Here is a 17,818-nt window from a genome sequence, read left to right on the forward strand (position 1 = left end):
ACCGTGACCATCCTCTCTCCTCTGCCTGTCAATCCACATGACCCCGCCGCCATCCTCCCTGATCTGGAAGCGGCCATCGCAGGACAAGCCACCTTCCTGCCCGTCCCGGCGGAGGACTGCACCCGCGCGCAGCTCCTGCGCAACCACATGCGCGCAGGAGAACCCATTAACTCCTCCATCGCGCTGGTCGTGGCCACCTCTGGGTCCACGGGCACACCGAAGGGCGCGCAACTCACGGCTGCCAACTTGGTCTCCAGCGCCGATGCCACGCACCGGGCTCTCGGCGGCACCGGCCAGTGGCTGCTAGCCATGCCTGCCTCCCACATCGCGGGCATCCAGGTATTGGTGCGCTCCCTCGTCGCGGGCGTGGAGCCGCTCTGCCTTGACCTGTCGGAAGGTTTTTCCATCCCCAATTTCGCCCGCGCCGCGCACGAGCTGGCCGCCACTGGGGATCGCTCATACACGGGACTGACCCCCATGCAGCTGGCCAAGGCCATGGATTCGCTAGAAGGAATCGAGGCCCTGCGCACCTTTGATGCCATCCTCGTCGGAGGTGCTGCCACCCACCCGCAACTGTTGGAGTCAGCGAAGAAGCTGCGCATCACCATCGTCACCACCTACGGTTCCTCAGAGACTTCCGGCGGCTGCGTCTACAACGGCCGTCCCCTCGATAGCGCGCGCGTGCGCATCGGCGACGAGGGGCGCATTTACCTCGGCGGGCCCATGATTGCGCAGGGCTACCGAAACGTGGACTCAGATGCCTTCATGGTCGATGAATCCGGCACCTCGTGGTTTGCTACCTCCGACGCCGGCGCGCTTCACGACGGCCACCTCACCATCACCGGGCGCCTCGACAACATCCTGAACACCGGCGGGCTCAAGCTCCACCCGGAGCAGCTCGAGCAGCACATCCTGCGCGTGCCGGGAGTGGAAGGAGTGTGCGTGGTCGGCATCCCCCACCCACGCTTGGGGCAGATGATCGTTGCCGCCTATACCGGATGGGCGGATGTCGGCGATATCCTCGTGGCTCTCGATGACGTTGGCCTTCCCCGGTGGCACATCCCCAAGGATTTCAAGCGCCTGCCTGAACTCCCCACCACCGGTCCCGGCAAGGTTGACCGCCTCGCCGTCGCCCGCATGTGGGACAGCTAAGCCTCCGCTTCGCCAAAGCTGCGTACGGCAATGCCGCGCGCAGCGGATTCCCCGAGGGGGAAGTGTGAACCTTCATCGACGGCAACCTCGAGCACACCCGCAACCGAAGGGGCAACGACGGTCAATTCTACTCCCGGCCGCACTCCATATTTATCCAGGTAGCGCAAAAATTCGCCATCAGCGTCAGTGACCTGCTCCACGGTGACGGGGGTCTGCGCGGGGACGTCGATAAGCGTAATGCGCGAGACCGGCTCGGCAGTGCCATCCGGGGCAGGTATGGGATCACCATGCGGATCGCGGGCGGGGTTGCCCAGGAAAGAATCAAGACGTTCAACGAGCCTGTCGGACGTCGCGTGCTCTAGCATTTCTGCCTCATCGTGCACCTCATCCCAGGTATAGCCCAGAGTGCGCACGAGGAAGGTTTCCAGGAGCCGATGCCGGCGCACCATTGCCACAGCCAGCCGCCGGCCTTCCTCAACAAGCCGAACACCGAAGTAGCGTTCGTGTTCCACCAGCCCCTTCGCGGCCAGGCGCTTGACCGCCTCCGACGTGGTGGGCAGCTTCTGCCCCGCCGCTTTAGCTAGGTCCCCCAGCGGCATCGCGGTATTAGCGCCCTCTTTCTCCTCATAGGTCCAGAGGATCTTGAGGTAATCCTGGGTGCGTTCGGGCAGCTCGCTGATGTGCATACCCCCATCGTAGTTCAGCCTATTGCTTCCAACGGTTTCAGCACTTATGCTCTTTCAAGTTCAATCCATTGAACATCGACATTCACTTTTAATAAGAGAGGTTTCCCGTGAAGAAACTTATTGCGCTTCCCCTCGCTTCCCTCGTGGTCGCAAGCACGCTGAGCGCCTGCACCAGCAGCGACTCCACCGAAGCCCAGAACGATAACCTGACGATCTTCGCCACGACCGGTTACTTGGCTGATGCGGCCGCCAATATCGCCCCGGACGCCGACATCACCACCATGGTCGGCCCCGGCGGCGATCCACACACCTACCAGCCCACCACGCGCGATATTGAAAAGATGCAGGATGCCGACCTCGTCCTCTGGAATGGCCTTCACCTCGAGGCGCAAATGGTGGACCAGCTCTCCTCCCTCGGTGAAAAGCAGCTAGCTGTCGGCGAACAGCTCGATACTGCTGACCTTCTGCCGTGGCCCGAGCAAGGTGACAAGGGCGAAAAACTCTACGACCCGCACATCTGGAATAGCCCCGAGCTGTGGAGCCAGGTCGTCGATCATATCGGCACCAAACTCGGCGAAATCGACTCTGACAATGCCGAAGACTATGCCGCGGCCGCCGATGCTTATGAAGACAAGATTGCAGCCGCGCACGACAAGGCCGCTAAGGAACTCGAAAGCGCCTCCCCGCGCGTTCTTATCACCGGCCATGACGCCTTCAACTACTTCGGCAAGACCTTCGACTTTGAAGTCCAAGCCACCGACTTCGTGACCACCGAAGCCACCAAGTCCGCCACTGAGATCTCCGAGCTCGCGGATACGATCGCGGAGAAGAAGGTCCCCGTTATCTTCCAAGATAACCAGGCGAACCCACAGGCCATCACTTCTCTCAAGGAAGCCGTAGAAACCCGCAACTGGACCGTCACCATCTCGGATGAAGAGCTCTTTGCCGATACCCTCGGCCCGGAAGCCCCAACCGATACCTACCTCGGAGCCTTCGAACATAACGCTAGCGCCGTGGCGAAAGCACTAAGCTGATGCTCAGCGTAGGAAACCTCACCGCCGGCTATCCCCGCACGCCGGTGCTTCACGACGCCTCCTTCACCCTCACCCCCGCGACTATCACCGGGCTGGTGGGTGCGAACGGGTCGGGAAAGTCTACTCTGGTCCGCACGCTGGTAGGGCTCCTTCCGCCTCTAGCCTGCGGGTCGATGACCTTCGATGGCGTCGATCTGGCACATTTTCGGCAGCGGCTCGGATATATGCCACAACATGCGGATATCGACTGGAATTACCCTGCCACCGCCTTCGACATCGCCCTGATGGGCCGCACCGCCGGGCTGCGCTGGTGGCAGTGGCCCAGCCGCGCTGACAAAGACGCCGCCCACGCAGCACTTGCGCGCACCGGAATGCAGGCACACGCGCAGCTGCCGATTTCCGCCCTGTCTGGTGGTCAGCGCCAGCGCGTGTTGTTGGCGCGCACGCTCGTTAGCGAGCCGGAATTCATCATCCTCGACGAGCCCTTCGCTGGTGTCGATGCCGCGAGTCAGCGCGCCATCATGGATGTACTCAAGGAACTGCGCGAGAACGGCGTGACCATCCTGCTGGTGCATCACAACCTGGCGGAGGTCGCCGACTTTTGCGATGAGGTCCTCATGGTCGGCCACGGCCGGCTCATTGCTGCTGGCCCCACCGAGCAGGTACTTACCGAGTCCGCCATTGCCGACATGTTTTCCCTGCCATCATGAACCCACTCGAGCTTCTTCAGAACTACACCTATACCCAGGCACTCCTGGGCACCGTGCTCATCGGTGGCTGCGCTGGCGCGCTAGGCCCACTGGTATATGTTCGCCGCACCAGCCTGCTGGCCGATGCCATCTCGCATTCTTCCCTGCCTGGACTGCTCACCGCCTTCCTCGTGGCCACCGCCATTGGCTGGGACGGGCGAAATGTCTGGCTTCTTTCTTGCGGCGCCCTGCTCACCGGAACCCTCGCGGTGGGGTGCATTCACCTCATCCCGCGGTTAACTCCCCTGGGGCAAACCACTGCGATGGCGGCCACGCTAACCACATTTTTCTCGGTGGGCATGCTGCTCATGCAGTATATTTCCCGCCGACCATTGCCTGGCAAGGCCGGAATCCAGGATTATTTGCTGGGAAATGCCTCCACGCTCACTCGCGCGGATGTACGGTCCACACTCATCATCGGTGGCTGCGTGCTGCTTTTTCTTTTCCTCATTCACACCCGGCAGGCCGCAGTCACTTTTGATTCAAGTTTTGCCCAGGTAGCCGGCATCCGCACCTCGTTCCTCAACGCGGCTAGTTTCTTCGCCCTCACCGCCATCACGGTGCTCGGCGTCAAAGTCGTCGGCGTAGTGCTCATGGTCGCCGTGGTCATCAGCCCTGCCGCCGCTGCCCGCCTCTGGACCACGCGCTTGCTACCTTTCATCGCGCTCTCCGGGTTCTTCGGCGCGGCCACCGCTGCTCTCGGCTGCTATGTCTCCATTGCACACGGCCCGCTGCCCACCGGTCCGGTCATCGTCTTGGTTCAGGCGGCGCTCGTCACCATCAGCCTCCTCAGCAGAAAGCTCGCCTCATGACCCTCGCCGCCACCGCTTGTCTCCTTGCCGTCCTGACCGCCTTGGCCTGTGCTATCCCCGGCACCTTTGTTGTCCTCAAAGGCCAGGCCATGCTGATCGACGGCATCGGCCATGCCGTCCTTCCCGGAATTGCCGTCGGCTACCTCTTTACCGCAGATCTAGATTCACCCATCTTGCTCGTTACCGCGGCCGCTGGCGCCTTGGTGGTGGCGTTGGGAACTGACGCACTACAGCGCAGCCCGCTGGTGACTGCTGATTCCGCCCTCGGATTGGTCTTTCCCGCCCTGTTTGCCGCCGGAGTCATCCTGATTTCTACGCACATGAGCCACGTGCACCTTGATGTCCACGCCGTTCTCGTCGGTGATCTCAACCTCGCGGCCTTCTCCAATCCCAACTATTGCTACATCATGGCCGCAGTGCTGGGTATCAATGCTCTCTTCCTCGCCCTTACACTGCCGCGTTTATCCGCCACGACTTTTGACGCCGATTTTTGTGCCGCACGCGGGGTGCCCACGCGCGTTCTTCACATCATATTTATGACCGTGGTTGCCTGCACCGCCACCGCCGCCTTTCACGCTGCCGGTGCCATGCTGGTCATCGCTCTCATGGTATTCCCGACGATGACCGCGCGGCTGCTTACTCAGCGCGTGCCCACGCTGGTGTTGACCGCCTGTGGCGTTGCCGCTATCAGCGCGGTCGTGGGATTTTGGGTTGCCTATGTCCTTGACGCGGCTACCTCTGCCGCAATGACAGTCACCAATGCCGTTATTTTCGTTGTAGTGCTCATCATCTACCGCTTTCGCCAACGCACCAGCTCATTGCCGCAGCACACCACACCAGTGGCACAATAGTGAGCATGTCTGCCTATTCCGCCACTCCTGCCGATTGGCTCCAGGGTGCTCGCCCGCACACCTGGGCCAATGCTTTTGCTCCTGTTATCGCTGGTACCGGTGCCGCCGCCGCGGCCCACGGTCTGCACTGGGGACGCGCATTGCTGGCACTCATCGTGGCCTGGGCTCTTATCATCGGCGTGAACTACGCCAACGACTACTCCGATGGCATCCGCGGCACCGATGATGACCGCACCGGCCCCCAGCGGCTTACCGGCGGCGGGCTGGCCAAACCGCAACACGTCAAGTTCGCCGCCTTCGCCTCCTTCGGCGTGGCGGCTATCGCGGGCATCTCACTCTCCCTAGCTGCCAACGCCGCCTCGTTCATCCTCGTCGGCGCCGTGTGTATCGCCGGTGCCTGGTTCTACACCGGTGGCAAGAACCCCTACGGCTACCGCGGGTTCGGGGAAATCGCCGTTTTCGTGTTCTTCGGACTCGTCGCGGTCCTAGGTACCGAGTACACACAGGCCGGCCGCATCACGTGGACAGGCCTTGCCTTAGCCGTGGGTATCGGCGGTATGAGTGCGGCGGTAAACCTGGCCAATAACATCCGGGACATCCCCTCCGATAAGGCCACCGGCAAGATCACTTTGGCGGTGCGCCTGGGTGATAAAAAGTCCCGCACGCTATTCATGACCCTCTTGCTGCTGCCGGTACTACTCACCATCGGCCTAGCCTTCGATTCCTGGGCCGCGCTCGCTTCGCTGCTCTACTTCCCTCTCGCGCTGGGTGCTATCCGCACCGTCAACCGCGGCGCACGCGGCCCGAAACTCATCCCAGTACTTGGCATGGCCGGCCGCGCGATGCTGGTGTGGGCGGTTATCAACGCTGTAGCGCTGGCTCTGGTTTAACCACCGATTTAGCGGCCAGCCAGCTCCTCTTGGACCCACTTCTTGTGGGCCTTGCGCTGCGCGGAGTACTCCGCCAGCGTCTGAGTGGCTTCCATGCGCCACGTGGAGAAGATCAGCATGGACAGCGGCAGCGCCACAAACAACGCCAACAGGGCGGAGACCAGCAGCGGAAAGGTCCCGAGAACCGCCATGGCCAGCAGCTGAATCACCGCGGTGAGCACAATGAACAGCACCACGCGGGCAGCCCCGTACTTCCACAAAGCGACGCGGGAGCGGCGCTTGAGCGCCGGGTCCGGCTGGGGCGGTTCGGAGTTCTGGGAGGCGTTGGTGGTGTTTTCTGTCTGACTCATAATTCTCACTTTTGCTTTGCGGGCATTCCGTAGAATACAACGCATGGGTCGATTGATACTACTACTCTTGTTTGTCCTCGCGGCGGTCCTCGTATGGAAGGCCTTTGGTCCGTCGAGTTGGAATAAGAAGGTGCAGCAGACACAGCAGCCGCAGCGCCCCGCAATCAAGGGCCCAGACGATGACGAAGAGTTCCTGTGGAACCTAGAGAAGCAGCGCTTCAAAGAGCGCCGCGCCAGGGAGCGGGAGGCAGAGCGCCAAGAAGAAGAGCGCCGCCGTCGCTCACAGGGTTCACAAGGTTCCCAGAAACCCAAGGCCCCCGAGGACAAAGACAATAAAGCCGACGAAGCCTAAGCCTTCGGCTCGAAGGTCATCTCAAGGCCGAGGGCCTCAGCCACCGCAATCACCTTTTCCCAGCGCACGCCAGAGCCGCCGTGCTCGATGGTGTGCAGCGTGGAGCGCGAAATCCCGGCCTTCTCAGCCAGCTCCTGCTGCAAGATACCGAGTTCTCGGCGGCGCTGCGCAAAGCCCTCACCGAGAGCGATGAGCTGCGGGTTATCGCCCGCCGGCTTGCCCTGTTTGTGCCGCGGCTTAGGGGTATCCGCCATTTAGTTCAGCCCCGCATAGGAGTGCAGGCCGGAGACAACCATGTTGATGAAGAACAGGTTGAAGATCATGAGCAGCATCGCCGCGATGTTGATATACGGCGCGGCCTTGCGGAAGGCCGGCGTCGCGCGGGCGTGCAGGTAGGCGGCGTAGAGGATCCAGGTGGCGAAGGATACGGTCTCCTTCGGGTCCCAGCCCCAGTAGCGTCCCCATGTGGACTCGGCCCAAATAGCGCCCAGTACAATACCCAGGCCCAGAGTCGGCAGCGTCACCACGCCCAAGCGGTAGGCCAAGCGGTCCAACTTCTTAGCAGAAGGAAGCGGGCGGGCAAGCGCACCAAAGAAACCGGACTCACTGCCCTTCGGCTGGAACTCACGCAGCACGCTGAGCAAAGAAGCGATACCGGAGACCACGCCGATGGACGCACCCAACGAGACCACAGTGACGTGGATGGGCAGCCAGTGAGACTGGAGTGCCGGAACCACCGGAGCGGATTCCGCATAGAGCTTGGTGGAGCCATAGAACATCAGCGCCAGAATCGGCGTGAGCAGCCACGGCCACAGAGTGCGCCATTCCTTGCGCTGCATGGCGATGGTCGCCACCACCATGGCGCCGGCGGTCACCATGAGCACGTACTCGTAGAGGTTGCCAAACGGGAAACGCCCCGTGGCCAGGCCGCGCAGCACAATGGCCGCCAAGTGTAAGGCGATACCCAACCACAGGAGCATCTGCGTCATGCCGCCGAGCTTGTCGGCGTTCTCCCGCTTCTTCGACAGATCCGCGTCTAGGTCAGCATCGGGGCCAGTGCTGGCTGTCGGGGGGACGTCGCCAAGCGCGGCACTGTCTGCCGAGGCCCCCACGCTAGCGAGTTCGCGCTGCTGCGCCACAGCAGTCGTGCGGGAGCGCATCGCCTCGATGATGCTGTGCATCCGGCCGTAGTAGACCAGGGACAACACCAAGGCGAGAGCATAAACGACGAACGCGGTTTGCACCGCGATGTCGGAAAAGTTGGACAGATTTTGATCAACCTGCATGAGTGGGAAACCTTGCCTTCACAATCGTGCCTACACCGTGCTTCACGCACGAGGCTGCATGAGCGGAGAGATTTATGGTGCTCATCAGAGTACCCCCCTTCAGCGGGAGTATCCAACTTTTGACGGATAGCTTTCTCACCTTTAGTCGGCGGAGTAGAGTTCGTCCTCCTCCACCTCATCGGGATCCGGCAGTTCCAGGAGCTCGCGGTGAAGCTCATGGAATTCCTCAGACCAGCCCGCGCGGTCGGTGCGGGCAAGACCGCCCATCTCAATATCGGTGCCACCATTGGCCCCCGGCCGGATGCGCACCCACACGCGGCGGCGCTTGATCACCAGCGAGCCAACCAGGGATACCAGCATGACCAGCGCGGACACGAGAACCCAGCTCTGGAAGGGGTCATAGGAAACCTGGTAGTTCGCAAACTCGGAGGCACCGTCGAAGGTGATCTTCGTGCCGTCGTCCAGCGTGACCGATTCACCCTGGTTCAGGTTGACGCGGTCGATCCTCTGCAGCTGGCCCGTGTGGACCAGGTTGGAATCGAGGGAGAAGAAGGACTGCGGGGTACCCGTGTCCAGGCCGGCATCGCCGCGGTAGATATCGATGGCCACGGCAGGATCGAGCATCGCCGGGTAGGAGGATTGCAGCAGCTTGCCGCTCTCGCCGGACCACTCGGCGGTCGGGGCAAACAGGCCCTGGATGGCGATCTGGTTTTGGCGGCGCTCAAACAGATCCGGGTACATGCCCGCCGGAGGATCGAAACGCATCACGCCTTCGGAGAGGAAAAACGTGGTGTCTGTGGGCTGGAACTGGATGGTCTGCGTGCGCTTTTCACCGTTGGGCCACTCCACCGTCATGGTCGGCGCAAAGCCGTGACCCTGCAGGTAAACGCGGTTGCTCTCAATACGCAGCGGGTGGTTGACCTGCAGCTGGTAGTCCTCCCAGGTCTCCGGGTCCGTGAAGATGTCGTCGCCGGCGGCATAGGACACGTTCGAGGTGAACATCTCCGCCTGGCCATTGGGCAGGTAGTCCGCGGTGAAGTCGTGGGCCAAGAAGCAGAAGGGGTGCAGGCCGGTGCCGTCGAATAGCGGGCCGGCGCGGAAGGAGTCATAGACGGAGGTGGAGGTGTTGCAGAACTCCGTGGATTGCGCCTGCTCTTGGGTCTGCCCCTGGGAGTTCTTCTCCGTGACCACGATGACCTGTCCCTCGTAGTGCACCAGGCGCCCGGCTGCCATGGTGAGCAAGATTGCCACCAACGCGATGTGGAAGATGAGGTTGCACAGCTCGCGGGCATAGCCGCGCTCCGCGGAGAAGGATTGCGCACCCGCGCGGTCCTTCTCGGGCGAGACCTCGGAGACCCGCCACTTCTTCAGCATGGTTGTGGTGGCCGCTGCGATCTCCTCCGGGGACTTTTCCGAATGCCCGGTGGCGTTGAGCGGCATCTTTTCCAGATACTTCGGCGCGCGCGTCGGCGGTGTGCGGTAGGCCTTGTAGTGATCCCAGGAGCGCGGGATGATGCAGCCCACCAGAGAAATCATGAGCAGGACGTAGATGGCCTGGAACCAGACGGAGGAGAAGACGTCGAAAAGCTGCAGCTTGTCGTAGATCTCCGCCACCTTGCCGTTGGTCTCAATGAAGTCGTTGACGTTAGATTCATTGAGCGAGCGCTGCGGCAGGAGCGATCCGGGAATGGCGGCGATGGCCAGCAAGAAGAGCAGCGCCAGCGCGGTGCGCATGCTGGTCAGCCAGTGCCAGGCCTTGCGGATATATCTCACGAAAAATCTCCTTTACAGCAGCGTCGCGCCATAGGACACGGTCCACTGGCGGATGGCGTTGATGAAATCTCCCCACAGCCCGGTCAGCAGCGCCAGGCCGACGAGGATCATGGCGATGCCCCCGAGAATCTGGATGGTCCGGGAGTGCTCCCGCATCCAGGTCACGGTGCGCATGGCCTTAGCGGAGCCCAGTGCCACGAGCAAGAAGGGCAGGCCCAGGCCCAGGCAGTAGCCAATAATGAGGATGGTGCCGCGCAGCGCGGTGGTTCCCTCGGTGCCGGCGGAGACAGACAGGATGGCAGCCAGCGTGGGGCCCAAGCACGGGGTCCAGCCCAGGGCGAAAACCCCGCCGAGCAGCGGCGCGCCCAGCCACGTGGTCCAGCGCCGCGGCGCCATGCGCGTGTCCTTCTGTAGTACCGGCACCACGCCCATGAACACCACACCCATGAGGATGGTGATGACACCGCCGGCGCGCATGAGGGTATCCGCGTTGAGCGTCAGCGCCGAAATGGCGCCGAAGACTGACACGGTGGCTAGGACGAAAACGACGGTAAAGCCCAGCACGAAGAGTGCTGCGGCACCGACGACGGCCCAACGCCGGCGCTTGCCGACGCCCACCCCCAACTCCTCGTCATAGCTCACCTCACCGCCGACCACGGAGGCGAGGTAAGAGATATAGCCAGGAACCAGTGGAACCACACAGGGTGAGGCGAAGGAGACCAATCCGGCCACGGCCGCGGCGAGCACTCCGATCAGGAGCGGGCCGGACACGGCGGCATCGGCAAAGCTTTGCCCCATACCGGCAGCGGCAAGGATCACTGTTCTTTCTCCAGCTCGTCGACGACCTCGAGGACATCCTTCTCCGTGATCTCCGTCAGGAAGACCGCGGCAGGGCGGTGCTGCTTATCCAGCACGATGGTGGTGGGCACCACCGAGGTAGGCACGCCACCGAGGGCCGCAGCCGTCTTGAAGGGCGGGTCGTAGATGGAAGGGTACTCCAGGCCATTATCGGCCATGAAGTCCCGGGAGATCTCCGGGTTGAAGTCCTTGACGTTGATGCCAAGCACGGTGCCTACCTTGCGCTTCTGCAACTCCGCGTGGATGGCCTGGAGGTCATCCGATTCAGAGCGGCACGGCGCGCACCACTGGCCCCAGGAGTTGAGGACAACGATCTGGTCTTTGAAATCCGAAAGCTTGATCGTCGTGGACTCATCCCGCAGGTCCTCACCGGAGAAATCCTTGAGCGGCTTGCGGTCCTCCTCCGCATAGCGGATGGTGGTCTGCCCGCCGGGCGAGATGAACTCGAAGGTGCCGCCGGAAGCCACGGCGTTCTGCGCGTTTTCCTCGCTTTGCGCACAGCCTGCCAAGGCAAACACAGCAAGGACACCGGCCGCGGCGGCGCGGATAGTTCTGCGTCCCATTAGATGTCCTGCGCCGGTTCGGAGTAGAAGATATCGATGATCTCGCGGTCGCGGTAGACCAGCGAGGTCACCGAGGCCAGGTCGCATTCGCGGTCCCACGGCGCGTGGGCCAGGCGCTTGCCCAACACGGTGCGCTGCACCATGACGATAGGCAGCTGGTGGGACACCACGATGGCCTCGTGTCCCTCAGCCTTGGAACGGGCGCGCTCGGCGGCATCCATCATGCGCGCGGCGATCTCCTCGAAAGGCTCGCCCCACGAGGGCTTGAGCGGGTTGACCATGAGCGGCCAGCGCTGCGGGTTCCACAGCTGCGAGTTCCAGCCCTTAGTGCGCAGGCCCTCAAAGCGGTTACCGGACTCGATGACGCCCTTGTCGACGTCCACCTCCAAGCCCGTCACCTTCGCAATCGGCATCGCGGTTTCTTGCGCGCGCTGCAGCGGCGAGGCCGCCAGGTAGGTCACGTCATGGCCTTCGAAGGCTTTCGCCGTGCGTGCGGCCATGGAATGCCCACGGGAGGACAAGTGATAGCCCGGGATGCGCCCGTAGAGGATCTTATCCGGGTTATAAACCTCGCCGTGGCGGACGAAGTGGACGATGGTGGTGGACATATGCCTGTGTCTATCCCCTCAACATGGTTGGTTTATTGCGGGCGCTGCGCGCTGGCAGCGGCCTGGGCGGCAGGCTTGAGAGCTGCCTCGATTACCTCAAAATCATTGTCCGTGAGCGCGTCAGAGACAAACCAGGTCTCGAAGGCTGACGGCGGAACGTACACGCCGCCTTCCAGCAGTGCGTGGAAGAAGGGAGCGAAACGCCAGGTATCGGCTGCCTGCATATCGGCGAAGTTACGGCCCTGGCCCTCGGCGAAGCGGATGGAGAACATCGTCTCCGCGCGCTGGATGTGGTGTGCCACTCCGGCGGCGCTCAGTGCCTCGGTGATGAGGCCGGTCAGGCGGTCCGCGTTGGCCTGCAGGCGCGGGTACAGCTCTTCGTTGGCCAGTTCCAGGGAAGCCAGACCGGAGGCCATCGCCACCGGGTTACCGGACAGCGTGCCCGCCTGGTAGACAGGACCGGACGGTGCCAGCGAGGCCATGACGTCGGCGCGACCGCCGAAGGCAGCTGCGGGCAGACCACCGGAGACCACCTTGCCGAAGGTCACCAGGTCACCCGCTACCTCATCGACGCCGAACCAACCCTTGTAGGAGGTACGGAAGCCGGTCATGACTTCGTCGAGGATCAGCAGGGCGCCGTCGGCATGCGCGATCTCCTTGAGCGCGGCGTTGAAGCCCTCCTCCGGGGCCACGGTGCCCATGTTGCCGGCGGCTGCTTCCGCGATAATGCAGGCGATCTCTCCCGGGTGCGCGGCAAAGGCCTCGCGGACGGCGTCGAGATCGTTGTAAGGGACAACGATGGTATCTGCGGCCGAAGCGCCGGTTACGCCCGGGGAATCCGGGAGCGCGAAGGTGGCCACGCCGGAGCCAGCCGACGCCAACAGCGCATCCACGTGGCCGTGGTAGCAGCCTTCAAACTTCAGGACCTTGGCGCGGCCGGTAAAACCGCGGGCCAGGCGCACGGCGGACATGGTGGCCTCGGTACCGGAGTTGACCAGGCGCACCTGCTCCACGGCGGTGCGCTTGACGATGTGCTCCGCCAACAGCGTCTCGCCCTCGGTCGGGGCACCGAAGGAGAGGCCGTCGGCAGCCGCCTTCTGCACTGCCTCCACGATGGCCGGGTGGGCATTGCCGTGGATCATCGGGCCATAGGAGCTGACCAGGTCGACGTACTCGTTGCCGTCGATATCCCAAAGGCGGGAGCCCTCACCGCGAGCGATAACGCGGGCTTGGCCGCCCACGGATCCGAAGGCGCGGACCGGGGAATTCACACCGCCCGGGGTGACCTTGGTGGCGCGCTCGAACCACTCGGCGGACTGGGACGTATTCTGCTGGTTTAGCTGGCTGGAGTTAGGCATAGCCCACATTGTATCGGTTTTAGCCCTATACAAAAGTTGGAGTCCCCTCGTGTCTTGCAGCCTCCTCTCCACCACCTCGCGAGCACCCTGAGCGCGCTCGCGCTGCGCACCCGCCATGGGAACGCTATGCTGGCAGCACACTGTTGATTCTGCCTTTCTTTAATTAAGCGCTGGGGTGCGCTGTGGGAGGCACTACTTAAGGGGGATTCCCATGGCATCGCGCCGTATTCTTGTCATTTTTGCTTGCCTTCCGCTTTCTGCCTGCGCTGCCACGCAGGCAGAACCTGCTCCGCGAGCCGAGCCCAACCCCACCACCTCGGCCCAGCTGCCTTCCTGGAAGCCTGATGCGGTACCCCAGCCGGTCAACCGCTTGGGTGACACCACCTCCATCGCGCCAGCTCCGGCTGAACCGGAACCTACGGCCGAAGCACCAGCTCCCGCACCCGTAGTAGCCGAAACACCCACGCCACGCGTCGAAGTAGAAACCGTCACCGTCCGCGCGCCAGCGCCCGCACCAGCACCGGCGCCACGCCCGGCCCCACCGCAGCGGCCCAAACCCAAGCTAGAACTGCCCGAGCCTCCGCAGATTCCCCTCCCGCCGGAAGTCCAGGAGGGTCTCGATCAGCTACCCAAACTGCCGCCTTTGCCGAAGGCGGAGGAGATCTACATCGATGTGCCCTTCTAAAAGTCAGATGCCACATACGTTTCGATCAAATAGTGGCAGAAAATCACCCATTTTCGGGACCTTAATTGATCGAAACGTCACCAGACCTCATAGCCTCGCACCATCTAAGGGTAGACCCTGATCTACCTCCTATATTCCCCCCACTGCGCATGACAAGACACATGCCCGAGAGTTAATCTGAACCCGATTTCAATGACGGCGTTAACCTGACAGTAAGGGATTCATGAATAAGAAAGCTCTCGGCATCACTGCTGGCGCTATCGCTGCGGTTCTCCTCGCAGGCGGCGGTGGAATGTACGCACTAACCAGTGGGTCTTCCGATATTCAGCTCACCGCAACCGATGTCACGAAAACCACCAAAGAAGACCTGATCAGTTCCGTCTCCGCCTCCGGAACGGTTTCTGCCGAGCGCGAACTCTCACTGACCACCTCGCTGACCGGCCCCATCCAGTCTTTAGACGCGAAGGTGGGCGATCGCGTCGAAGCCCAACAGTTGCTCGGCCGCATGGACACCACCGAAACCGAGCGCGAGCTCGAGGCCCAGCGCACCTCCCAGGAGGCCAGCAAGCTCGAGGCCGTCCACCAAATCGAGGATGCCCAGCTCCAGCTGCGCCAGCTTCAGGATTCCCTCGACCAAGGCCTCAACCCCGAGGTCAACAGCGCCCAGTCCGCCGTGAACTCGGCGCAGACCGAGTACGCCGAGGCGCAGCGCAAGCTCGACGATGCCCTCGCCGCCAAGGGCGACCGCCCCGAAATTGCCGAGGCCCGCGCCGCCGTCGAACAAGCACGCTCCGGGGTGCGCGATGCCGAGTCCAAGTCTTTCCAGTCCGCACTGGCCTCCCTCGGCACCGCCACCGAGGATCCTTCCGGAATCAACACCGCCAGCGCTTTCTTGAGCTACCTCGATTCCGATGAGGCCGTGCAGGACTCCGAGCGCCAGCTCAAGCAGTCCGAGGAATCCTATGGTCGCGTCCTCCGCGGCATCGACCGCGAGCTAGGCGAACAACAGCGCGCCACCGCCGCCTCCTACCAAGCGGTTGCCGATGCCGAACGCGCGCTGCAAGCCAGCAACCTCGCCATCGAACAGCAGATTTCCTCCCAGTCCCAGGCGGTGAACCACGCGGTGGAATCGGCGGCGTCGGCAAGCGCGAACAACGCCAAGGAAAATGGGCCACTGGAGTACCGGCTCTCCCAGGCCGACCTGCGCTCCCCGCTGGCGGGAGTCATTACCGCCGTCAATGGCGAAGCCGGCATGCCCGCCGAAGGCCCCATCCTCACCGTGGCGGATGACTCCTCCCTGTTGGTGAAATCCACGGTCAAGGAGGGCGATATCGCCCGCATCAAGGTCGGCGATGAAGTTTCGTTCACCTCGCCGTCGAGCCCCGGCAAGGAATACAAAGGCAAGGTCACCTTCATCTCCCCCACCGCTGAGCAGCCCGATGTCGAGGCTGGCGCAGGCGGCGGCTCCGGCAAACCAACTGGCTCCTCCAAGCCCGAATTCCCAGTGCACATCCGTGTCGATGGCAACCGCGAGGGGCTGCGCCTCGGTTCCACCACGAAAGTGAAGATCATTACGAAGAAGGATAAGAACGTCATCACCGTGCCGCTCTCCGCCATCTATGAAGAAAGCGGCAAGAAGAACGTCCTCGTCATCGACAACGGCACGATCCAGGCGCGCGAGGTCAAGGTCGCCAGCGAATCTGATTTCTCCGCCGCCATCTCCTCCGGTCTCAAGGAGGGCGAGACCGTCATCAGCCAGGCGGATACGCACAAGGACATGGTCGGCATGTCCGCCTCCGTCGATGGCTCCAATGCTGCGGAAGAGAACGCATGAGCCGCCTCATTGAGATGCGGGGAATCGTCAAACGCTTCAACGAGGGCCTCGACAGCGAGCTGACCGTCATCCCGGGCCTCGACTTCAGCGTGGAGGAGGGCGAGTTCGTGGCCGTCGTTGGCCAGTCCGGATCCGGCAAATCCACGCTGATGAACATCATCGGCTTGCTCGACCGTCCCACCTCCGGCGAATACCAGCTGGCAGGCGTGGATGCGCTGGCGCTTGGCGACGACAAACTAGCCTCCTTCCGCGGCCAAAAAATTGGTTTCATCTTCCAGAACTTCAACCTGATCGGCCGCATGTCCGCGCTGAAGAACGTGGAGATGCCCATGGTCTATGCGGGCGTTTCGGCCCACGAGCGCACCCAGCGCGCGGAAGAGCTTCTGGAGATGGTCGGTATGAGCGACCGCATGAACCACCTGCCCAATGAGCTCTCCGGTGGTCAGAAGCAGCGCGTGGCGGTGGCCCGCGCCTTGGCCAACCAGCCGGAGATTCTCCTAGCGGACGAGCCCACCGGCGCGCTGGATTCGCAGACCGGCCGCATGGTCATGGACCTCTTCCACGAACTGCACCGCACGCATGGAAAGACCATTTTGTTTATTACCCACAACCCGGAATTGGCTGATGAGTGCAGCCGCACCGTCACGATGAAGGACGGGGTGTTGTCATGAATTTTGCTGAATCCACCAAGATGGCGCTGACCAGCCTGCGCACCAACAAGATGCGCTCGGCGCTGACGCTCTTGGGCGTCATCATCGGCATCGCCGCGGTCATCGCCATCGTCACGCTCGGCCACTCCTTGCAGGCTTCCGTGCAGAAAGACTTGGACAAGGTCGGCGCCAATAACTTCACCGTCCAGGTCAAGGAGCGCCCTGAGGAGGGCGAAGAGGAAGAAGCCGATGATCCCTTCATGGGCGGCGGCTTTGTCGAGGACGAGTCCTCCATGCTCACCCCGGACATGCTGGACCGCGCCAAGGAGGTCATGGGGGATCAGATCGCCGGCATCAATATCGGCGAATACAGCTCCTATTCCGGCACCCTCGTGGTCGAGGGCACGTCCGGGGAGGAGACTGCCAACCTCCTCGTCCGCCCGACCAACCCGGACTATGTCTCCGGCTCTTCCTATTCCATCGTGGCCGGGCGCTTCCTCAGCGAGGATGATATCGACTCCAGCCGGGCAGTAACGATGCTGGATAAGGAAACAGCCACCAAGCTTTTCGACGCCCCTGAAGACGCCATTGGCCAATACGTGAGCTTTGAAAGCCAGGAGGCCTCTCCTATTGAACTCGCCGTCATCGGTGTTTTTGAAGAACCGCAAACCGGCCCTCTTGTAGGCGGTGGCCCCAGCCAATCCGCCTTCGTTCCTTACCCGCTGGAGGCCGAGTTCTCCGATTCCCCCGGTGCCGGCACCGCGTTCAGCGAGGTCACCGTTCGCGGCAACCCGGACTTGGACAAGGCCGCGGTGGCCAGCAACTTGCAGCGCGTCTTCGATAGCTACTACGAGGACAACCCTGACTACATGGTGAAGGTGTCTGACTTCAGCGATGACCTCGCATCCTTGAACCAGATCTTCACCACGATGAGCTTGGTTCTCGCGGCCATCGGCGGCATCTCGCTGCTCGTCGGCGGCATCGGCGTGATGAACATTATGCTCATCACCGTCACCGAGCGCACCCGTGAGATTGGCATCCGTAAGGCGCTTGGCGCACGCCGCCGCGATATCCGCATCCAGTTCATCACGGAGGCCATCGTGGTCTGCCTCATCGGTGGTCTCATCGGCATCGCCATCGGCACCGCCGCCGGCATGGCGGGCGCGGCCGCCATCGGCTCACTCGTAGCGCCGCCGCTGTGGGCGGTCATCCTCTCGCTGCTCTTCTCGCTGGCTATTGGCCTCTTCTTTGGCTACTACCCCGCGGGCAAGGCCGCGAAGCTGGACCCGATTGAGGCACTGCGCTACGAATGATTCCACTCATCCTC

20 protein-coding genes are annotated in these 17,818 nt (G+C 62.6%); 11 read left to right on the top strand and 9 right to left on the bottom strand.

The genetic code is table 11. The features are described 5' to 3' along the window. Window positions 1-3 precede the first annotated feature (3 nt). Complete coding sequence (gene menE / locus HMPREF2806_RS04595) at window positions 4-1,152, top strand: o-succinylbenzoate--CoA ligase (protein ID WP_046647780.1); 1,149 nt, start codon at window positions 4-6, stop codon at window positions 1,150-1,152. Here the strand turns inward: menE and HMPREF2806_RS04600 are convergent. Next, window positions 1,149-1,838 carry a metal-dependent transcriptional regulator gene (locus HMPREF2806_RS04600; protein WP_046647781.1) on the bottom strand — a complete coding sequence of 230 codons (690 nt, stop codon included), beginning with the start codon at window positions 1,836-1,838 and terminating at the stop codon, window positions 1,149-1,151. The two genes, menE and HMPREF2806_RS04600, sit on opposite strands and share 4 nt — an antisense overlap. A gap of 107 nt (window positions 1,839-1,945) precedes the next feature. On the opposite strand from HMPREF2806_RS04600, the gene HMPREF2806_RS04605 reads away from it, so the two are divergent. The 5 genes from HMPREF2806_RS04605 to HMPREF2806_RS04625 are packed head-to-tail and all read left to right on the top strand — an operon-like array spanning window position 1,946 to window position 6,174. Next, on the top strand, window positions 1,946-2,872 hold the full coding sequence (locus tag HMPREF2806_RS04605; RefSeq protein ID WP_010189749.1) for a metal ABC transporter substrate-binding protein: 927 nt from the start codon (window positions 1,946-1,948) through the stop codon (window positions 2,870-2,872). Next, on the top strand, window positions 2,872-3,582 hold the full coding sequence (locus HMPREF2806_RS04610) for a metal ABC transporter ATP-binding protein (RefSeq protein WP_046647782.1): 711 nt from the start codon (window positions 2,872-2,874) through the stop codon (window positions 3,580-3,582). The genes HMPREF2806_RS04605 and HMPREF2806_RS04610 overlap by 1 nt, the downstream gene beginning before the upstream one ends. Further along, window positions 3,579-4,433 carry a metal ABC transporter permease gene (locus HMPREF2806_RS04615; protein WP_070516483.1) on the top strand — a complete coding sequence of 285 codons (855 nt, stop codon included), beginning with the start codon at window positions 3,579-3,581 and terminating at the stop codon, window positions 4,431-4,433. The genes HMPREF2806_RS04610 and HMPREF2806_RS04615 overlap by 4 nt, the downstream gene beginning before the upstream one ends. Then, window positions 4,430-5,284 (top strand): metal ABC transporter permease, encoded by an 855-nt coding sequence (locus HMPREF2806_RS04620; protein WP_070516486.1) that lies wholly within the window; start codon window positions 4,430-4,432, stop codon window positions 5,282-5,284. Before HMPREF2806_RS04615 ends, HMPREF2806_RS04620 begins: the two co-directional genes overlap by 4 nt. Window positions 5,285-5,289: 5 nt before the next feature. Beyond that, window positions 5,290-6,174, top strand: a complete 885-nt coding sequence (locus tag HMPREF2806_RS04625; protein WP_046647783.1) for a 1,4-dihydroxy-2-naphthoate polyprenyltransferase — start codon at window positions 5,290-5,292, stop codon at window positions 6,172-6,174. An 8-nt stretch (window positions 6,175-6,182) separates the two neighbouring features. Here HMPREF2806_RS04625 and HMPREF2806_RS04630 read toward each other — a convergent pair whose 3' ends face one another. Beyond that, the gene (locus tag HMPREF2806_RS04630; protein WP_046647785.1) at window positions 6,183-6,524 is read right to left on the bottom strand and encodes a DUF4229 domain-containing protein; all 342 of its coding nucleotides are present in this window, start codon (window positions 6,522-6,524) and stop codon (window positions 6,183-6,185) included. Between the two features lie 43 nt (window positions 6,525-6,567). On the opposite strand from HMPREF2806_RS04630, the gene HMPREF2806_RS04635 reads away from it, so the two are divergent. Continuing rightward, window positions 6,568-6,876: a hypothetical protein gene (locus tag HMPREF2806_RS04635; RefSeq protein WP_049154847.1), complete on the top strand. Its 309-nt coding sequence runs from the start codon at window positions 6,568-6,570 to the stop codon at window positions 6,874-6,876. On the opposite strand, the gene HMPREF2806_RS04640 is transcribed toward HMPREF2806_RS04635, so the two are convergent. The 7 genes from HMPREF2806_RS04640 to hemL form a co-directional block, all read right to left on the bottom strand. Beyond that, window positions 6,873-7,130: a helix-turn-helix domain-containing protein gene (locus tag HMPREF2806_RS04640; protein WP_046647787.1), complete on the bottom strand. Its 258-nt coding sequence runs from the start codon at window positions 7,128-7,130 to the stop codon at window positions 6,873-6,875. The two genes, HMPREF2806_RS04635 and HMPREF2806_RS04640, sit on opposite strands and share 4 nt — an antisense overlap. Beyond that, complete coding sequence (gene ccsB, locus HMPREF2806_RS04645; protein ID WP_049154848.1) at window positions 7,131-8,162, bottom strand: c-type cytochrome biogenesis protein CcsB; 1,032 nt, start codon at window positions 8,160-8,162, stop codon at window positions 7,131-7,133. A 141-nt stretch (window positions 8,163-8,303) separates the two neighbouring features. Next, window positions 8,304-9,935: a cytochrome c biogenesis protein ResB gene (locus HMPREF2806_RS04650; RefSeq protein ID WP_070516488.1), complete on the bottom strand. Its 1,632-nt coding sequence runs from the start codon at window positions 9,933-9,935 to the stop codon at window positions 8,304-8,306. A 12-nt stretch (window positions 9,936-9,947) separates the two neighbouring features. Then, complete coding sequence (locus HMPREF2806_RS04655; protein WP_046647905.1) at window positions 9,948-10,733, bottom strand: cytochrome c biogenesis CcdA family protein; 786 nt, start codon at window positions 10,731-10,733, stop codon at window positions 9,948-9,950. Window positions 10,734-10,750: 17 nt separating this feature from the next. Then, window positions 10,751-11,356 (bottom strand): TlpA disulfide reductase family protein, encoded by a 606-nt coding sequence (locus HMPREF2806_RS04660; protein WP_046647790.1) that lies wholly within the window; start codon window positions 11,354-11,356, stop codon window positions 10,751-10,753. Further along, window positions 11,356-11,964: a histidine phosphatase family protein gene (locus HMPREF2806_RS04665; RefSeq protein ID WP_070516490.1), complete on the bottom strand. Its 609-nt coding sequence runs from the start codon at window positions 11,962-11,964 to the stop codon at window positions 11,356-11,358. The genes HMPREF2806_RS04660 and HMPREF2806_RS04665 overlap by 1 nt, the downstream gene beginning before the upstream one ends. A 32-nt stretch (window positions 11,965-11,996) precedes the next feature. Continuing rightward, window positions 11,997-13,331 carry a glutamate-1-semialdehyde 2,1-aminomutase gene (gene hemL / locus HMPREF2806_RS04670; protein WP_046647792.1) on the bottom strand — a complete coding sequence of 445 codons (1,335 nt, stop codon included), beginning with the start codon at window positions 13,329-13,331 and terminating at the stop codon, window positions 11,997-11,999. A 202-nt stretch (window positions 13,332-13,533) separates the two neighbouring features. Here hemL and HMPREF2806_RS04675 point away from each other — a divergent pair, with 202 nt between their 5' ends. The 4 genes from HMPREF2806_RS04675 (at window position 13,534) to HMPREF2806_RS04690 (ending at window position 17,804) form a co-directional block, all read left to right on the top strand. Next, window positions 13,534-14,007 carry a hypothetical protein gene (locus tag HMPREF2806_RS04675; protein WP_010189769.1) on the top strand — a complete coding sequence of 158 codons (474 nt, stop codon included), beginning with the start codon at window positions 13,534-13,536 and terminating at the stop codon, window positions 14,005-14,007. Between the two features lie 223 nt (window positions 14,008-14,230). Then, window positions 14,231-15,841 (top strand): permuted SH3 domain-containing protein, encoded by a 1,611-nt coding sequence (locus HMPREF2806_RS04680; protein ID WP_070516492.1) that lies wholly within the window; start codon window positions 14,231-14,233, stop codon window positions 15,839-15,841. Further along, complete coding sequence (locus HMPREF2806_RS04685) at window positions 15,838-16,512, top strand: ABC transporter ATP-binding protein (RefSeq protein WP_070513416.1); 675 nt, start codon at window positions 15,838-15,840, stop codon at window positions 16,510-16,512. Before HMPREF2806_RS04680 ends, HMPREF2806_RS04685 begins: the two co-directional genes overlap by 4 nt. After that, window positions 16,509-17,804, top strand: a complete 1,296-nt coding sequence (locus HMPREF2806_RS04690) for an ABC transporter permease (RefSeq protein ID WP_070516494.1) — start codon at window positions 16,509-16,511, stop codon at window positions 17,802-17,804. The genes HMPREF2806_RS04685 and HMPREF2806_RS04690 overlap by 4 nt, the downstream gene beginning before the upstream one ends. The last annotated feature ends 14 nt before the right edge of the window (window positions 17,805-17,818 follow it).

This window comes from Corynebacterium sp. HMSC076G08, assembly GCF_001811515.1.
Lineage (GTDB): Bacteria > Actinomycetota > Actinomycetes > Mycobacteriales > Mycobacteriaceae > Corynebacterium > Corynebacterium hiratae.

Coding starts and splice junctions, on each gene's coding strand:
- HMPREF2806_RS04690 (WP_070516494.1), top strand. CDS start 16,509: ATGAATTTTGCTGAATCCACCAAGATGGCGCTGACCAGCCTGCGCACC.
- HMPREF2806_RS04680 (WP_070516492.1), top strand. CDS start 14,231: ATGAATAAGAAAGCTCTCGGCATCACTGCTGGCGCTATCGCTGCGGTT.
- HMPREF2806_RS04640 (WP_046647787.1), bottom strand. CDS start 7,130: ATGGCGGATACCCCTAAGCCGCGGCACAAACAGGGCAAGCCGGCGGGC.
- HMPREF2806_RS04675 (WP_010189769.1), top strand. CDS start 13,534: ATGGCATCGCGCCGTATTCTTGTCATTTTTGCTTGCCTTCCGCTTTCT.
- HMPREF2806_RS04625 (WP_046647783.1), top strand. CDS start 5,290: ATGTCTGCCTATTCCGCCACTCCTGCCGATTGGCTCCAGGGTGCTCGC.
- HMPREF2806_RS04655 (WP_046647905.1), bottom strand. CDS start 10,733: ATGGGGCAAAGCTTTGCCGATGCCGCCGTGTCCGGCCCGCTCCTGATC.
- HMPREF2806_RS04600 (WP_046647781.1), bottom strand. CDS start 1,838: ATGCACATCAGCGAGCTGCCCGAACGCACCCAGGATTACCTCAAGATC.
- HMPREF2806_RS04615 (WP_070516483.1), top strand. CDS start 3,579: ATGAACCCACTCGAGCTTCTTCAGAACTACACCTATACCCAGGCACTC.
- ccsB (WP_049154848.1), bottom strand. CDS start 8,162: ATGCAGGTTGATCAAAATCTGTCCAACTTTTCCGACATCGCGGTGCAA.
- HMPREF2806_RS04620 (WP_070516486.1), top strand. CDS start 4,430: ATGACCCTCGCCGCCACCGCTTGTCTCCTTGCCGTCCTGACCGCCTTG.
- HMPREF2806_RS04660 (WP_046647790.1), bottom strand. CDS start 11,356: ATGGGACGCAGAACTATCCGCGCCGCCGCGGCCGGTGTCCTTGCTGTG.
- HMPREF2806_RS04665 (WP_070516490.1), bottom strand. CDS start 11,964: ATGTCCACCACCATCGTCCACTTCGTCCGCCACGGCGAGGTTTATAAC.
- HMPREF2806_RS04635 (WP_049154847.1), top strand. CDS start 6,568: ATGGGTCGATTGATACTACTACTCTTGTTTGTCCTCGCGGCGGTCCTC.
- HMPREF2806_RS04630 (WP_046647785.1), bottom strand. CDS start 6,524: ATGAGTCAGACAGAAAACACCACCAACGCCTCCCAGAACTCCGAACCG.
- HMPREF2806_RS04685 (WP_070513416.1), top strand. CDS start 15,838: ATGAGCCGCCTCATTGAGATGCGGGGAATCGTCAAACGCTTCAACGAG.
- HMPREF2806_RS04610 (WP_046647782.1), top strand. CDS start 2,872: ATGCTCAGCGTAGGAAACCTCACCGCCGGCTATCCCCGCACGCCGGTG.
- hemL (WP_046647792.1), bottom strand. CDS start 13,331: ATGTGGGCTATGCCTAACTCCAGCCAGCTAAACCAGCAGAATACGTCC.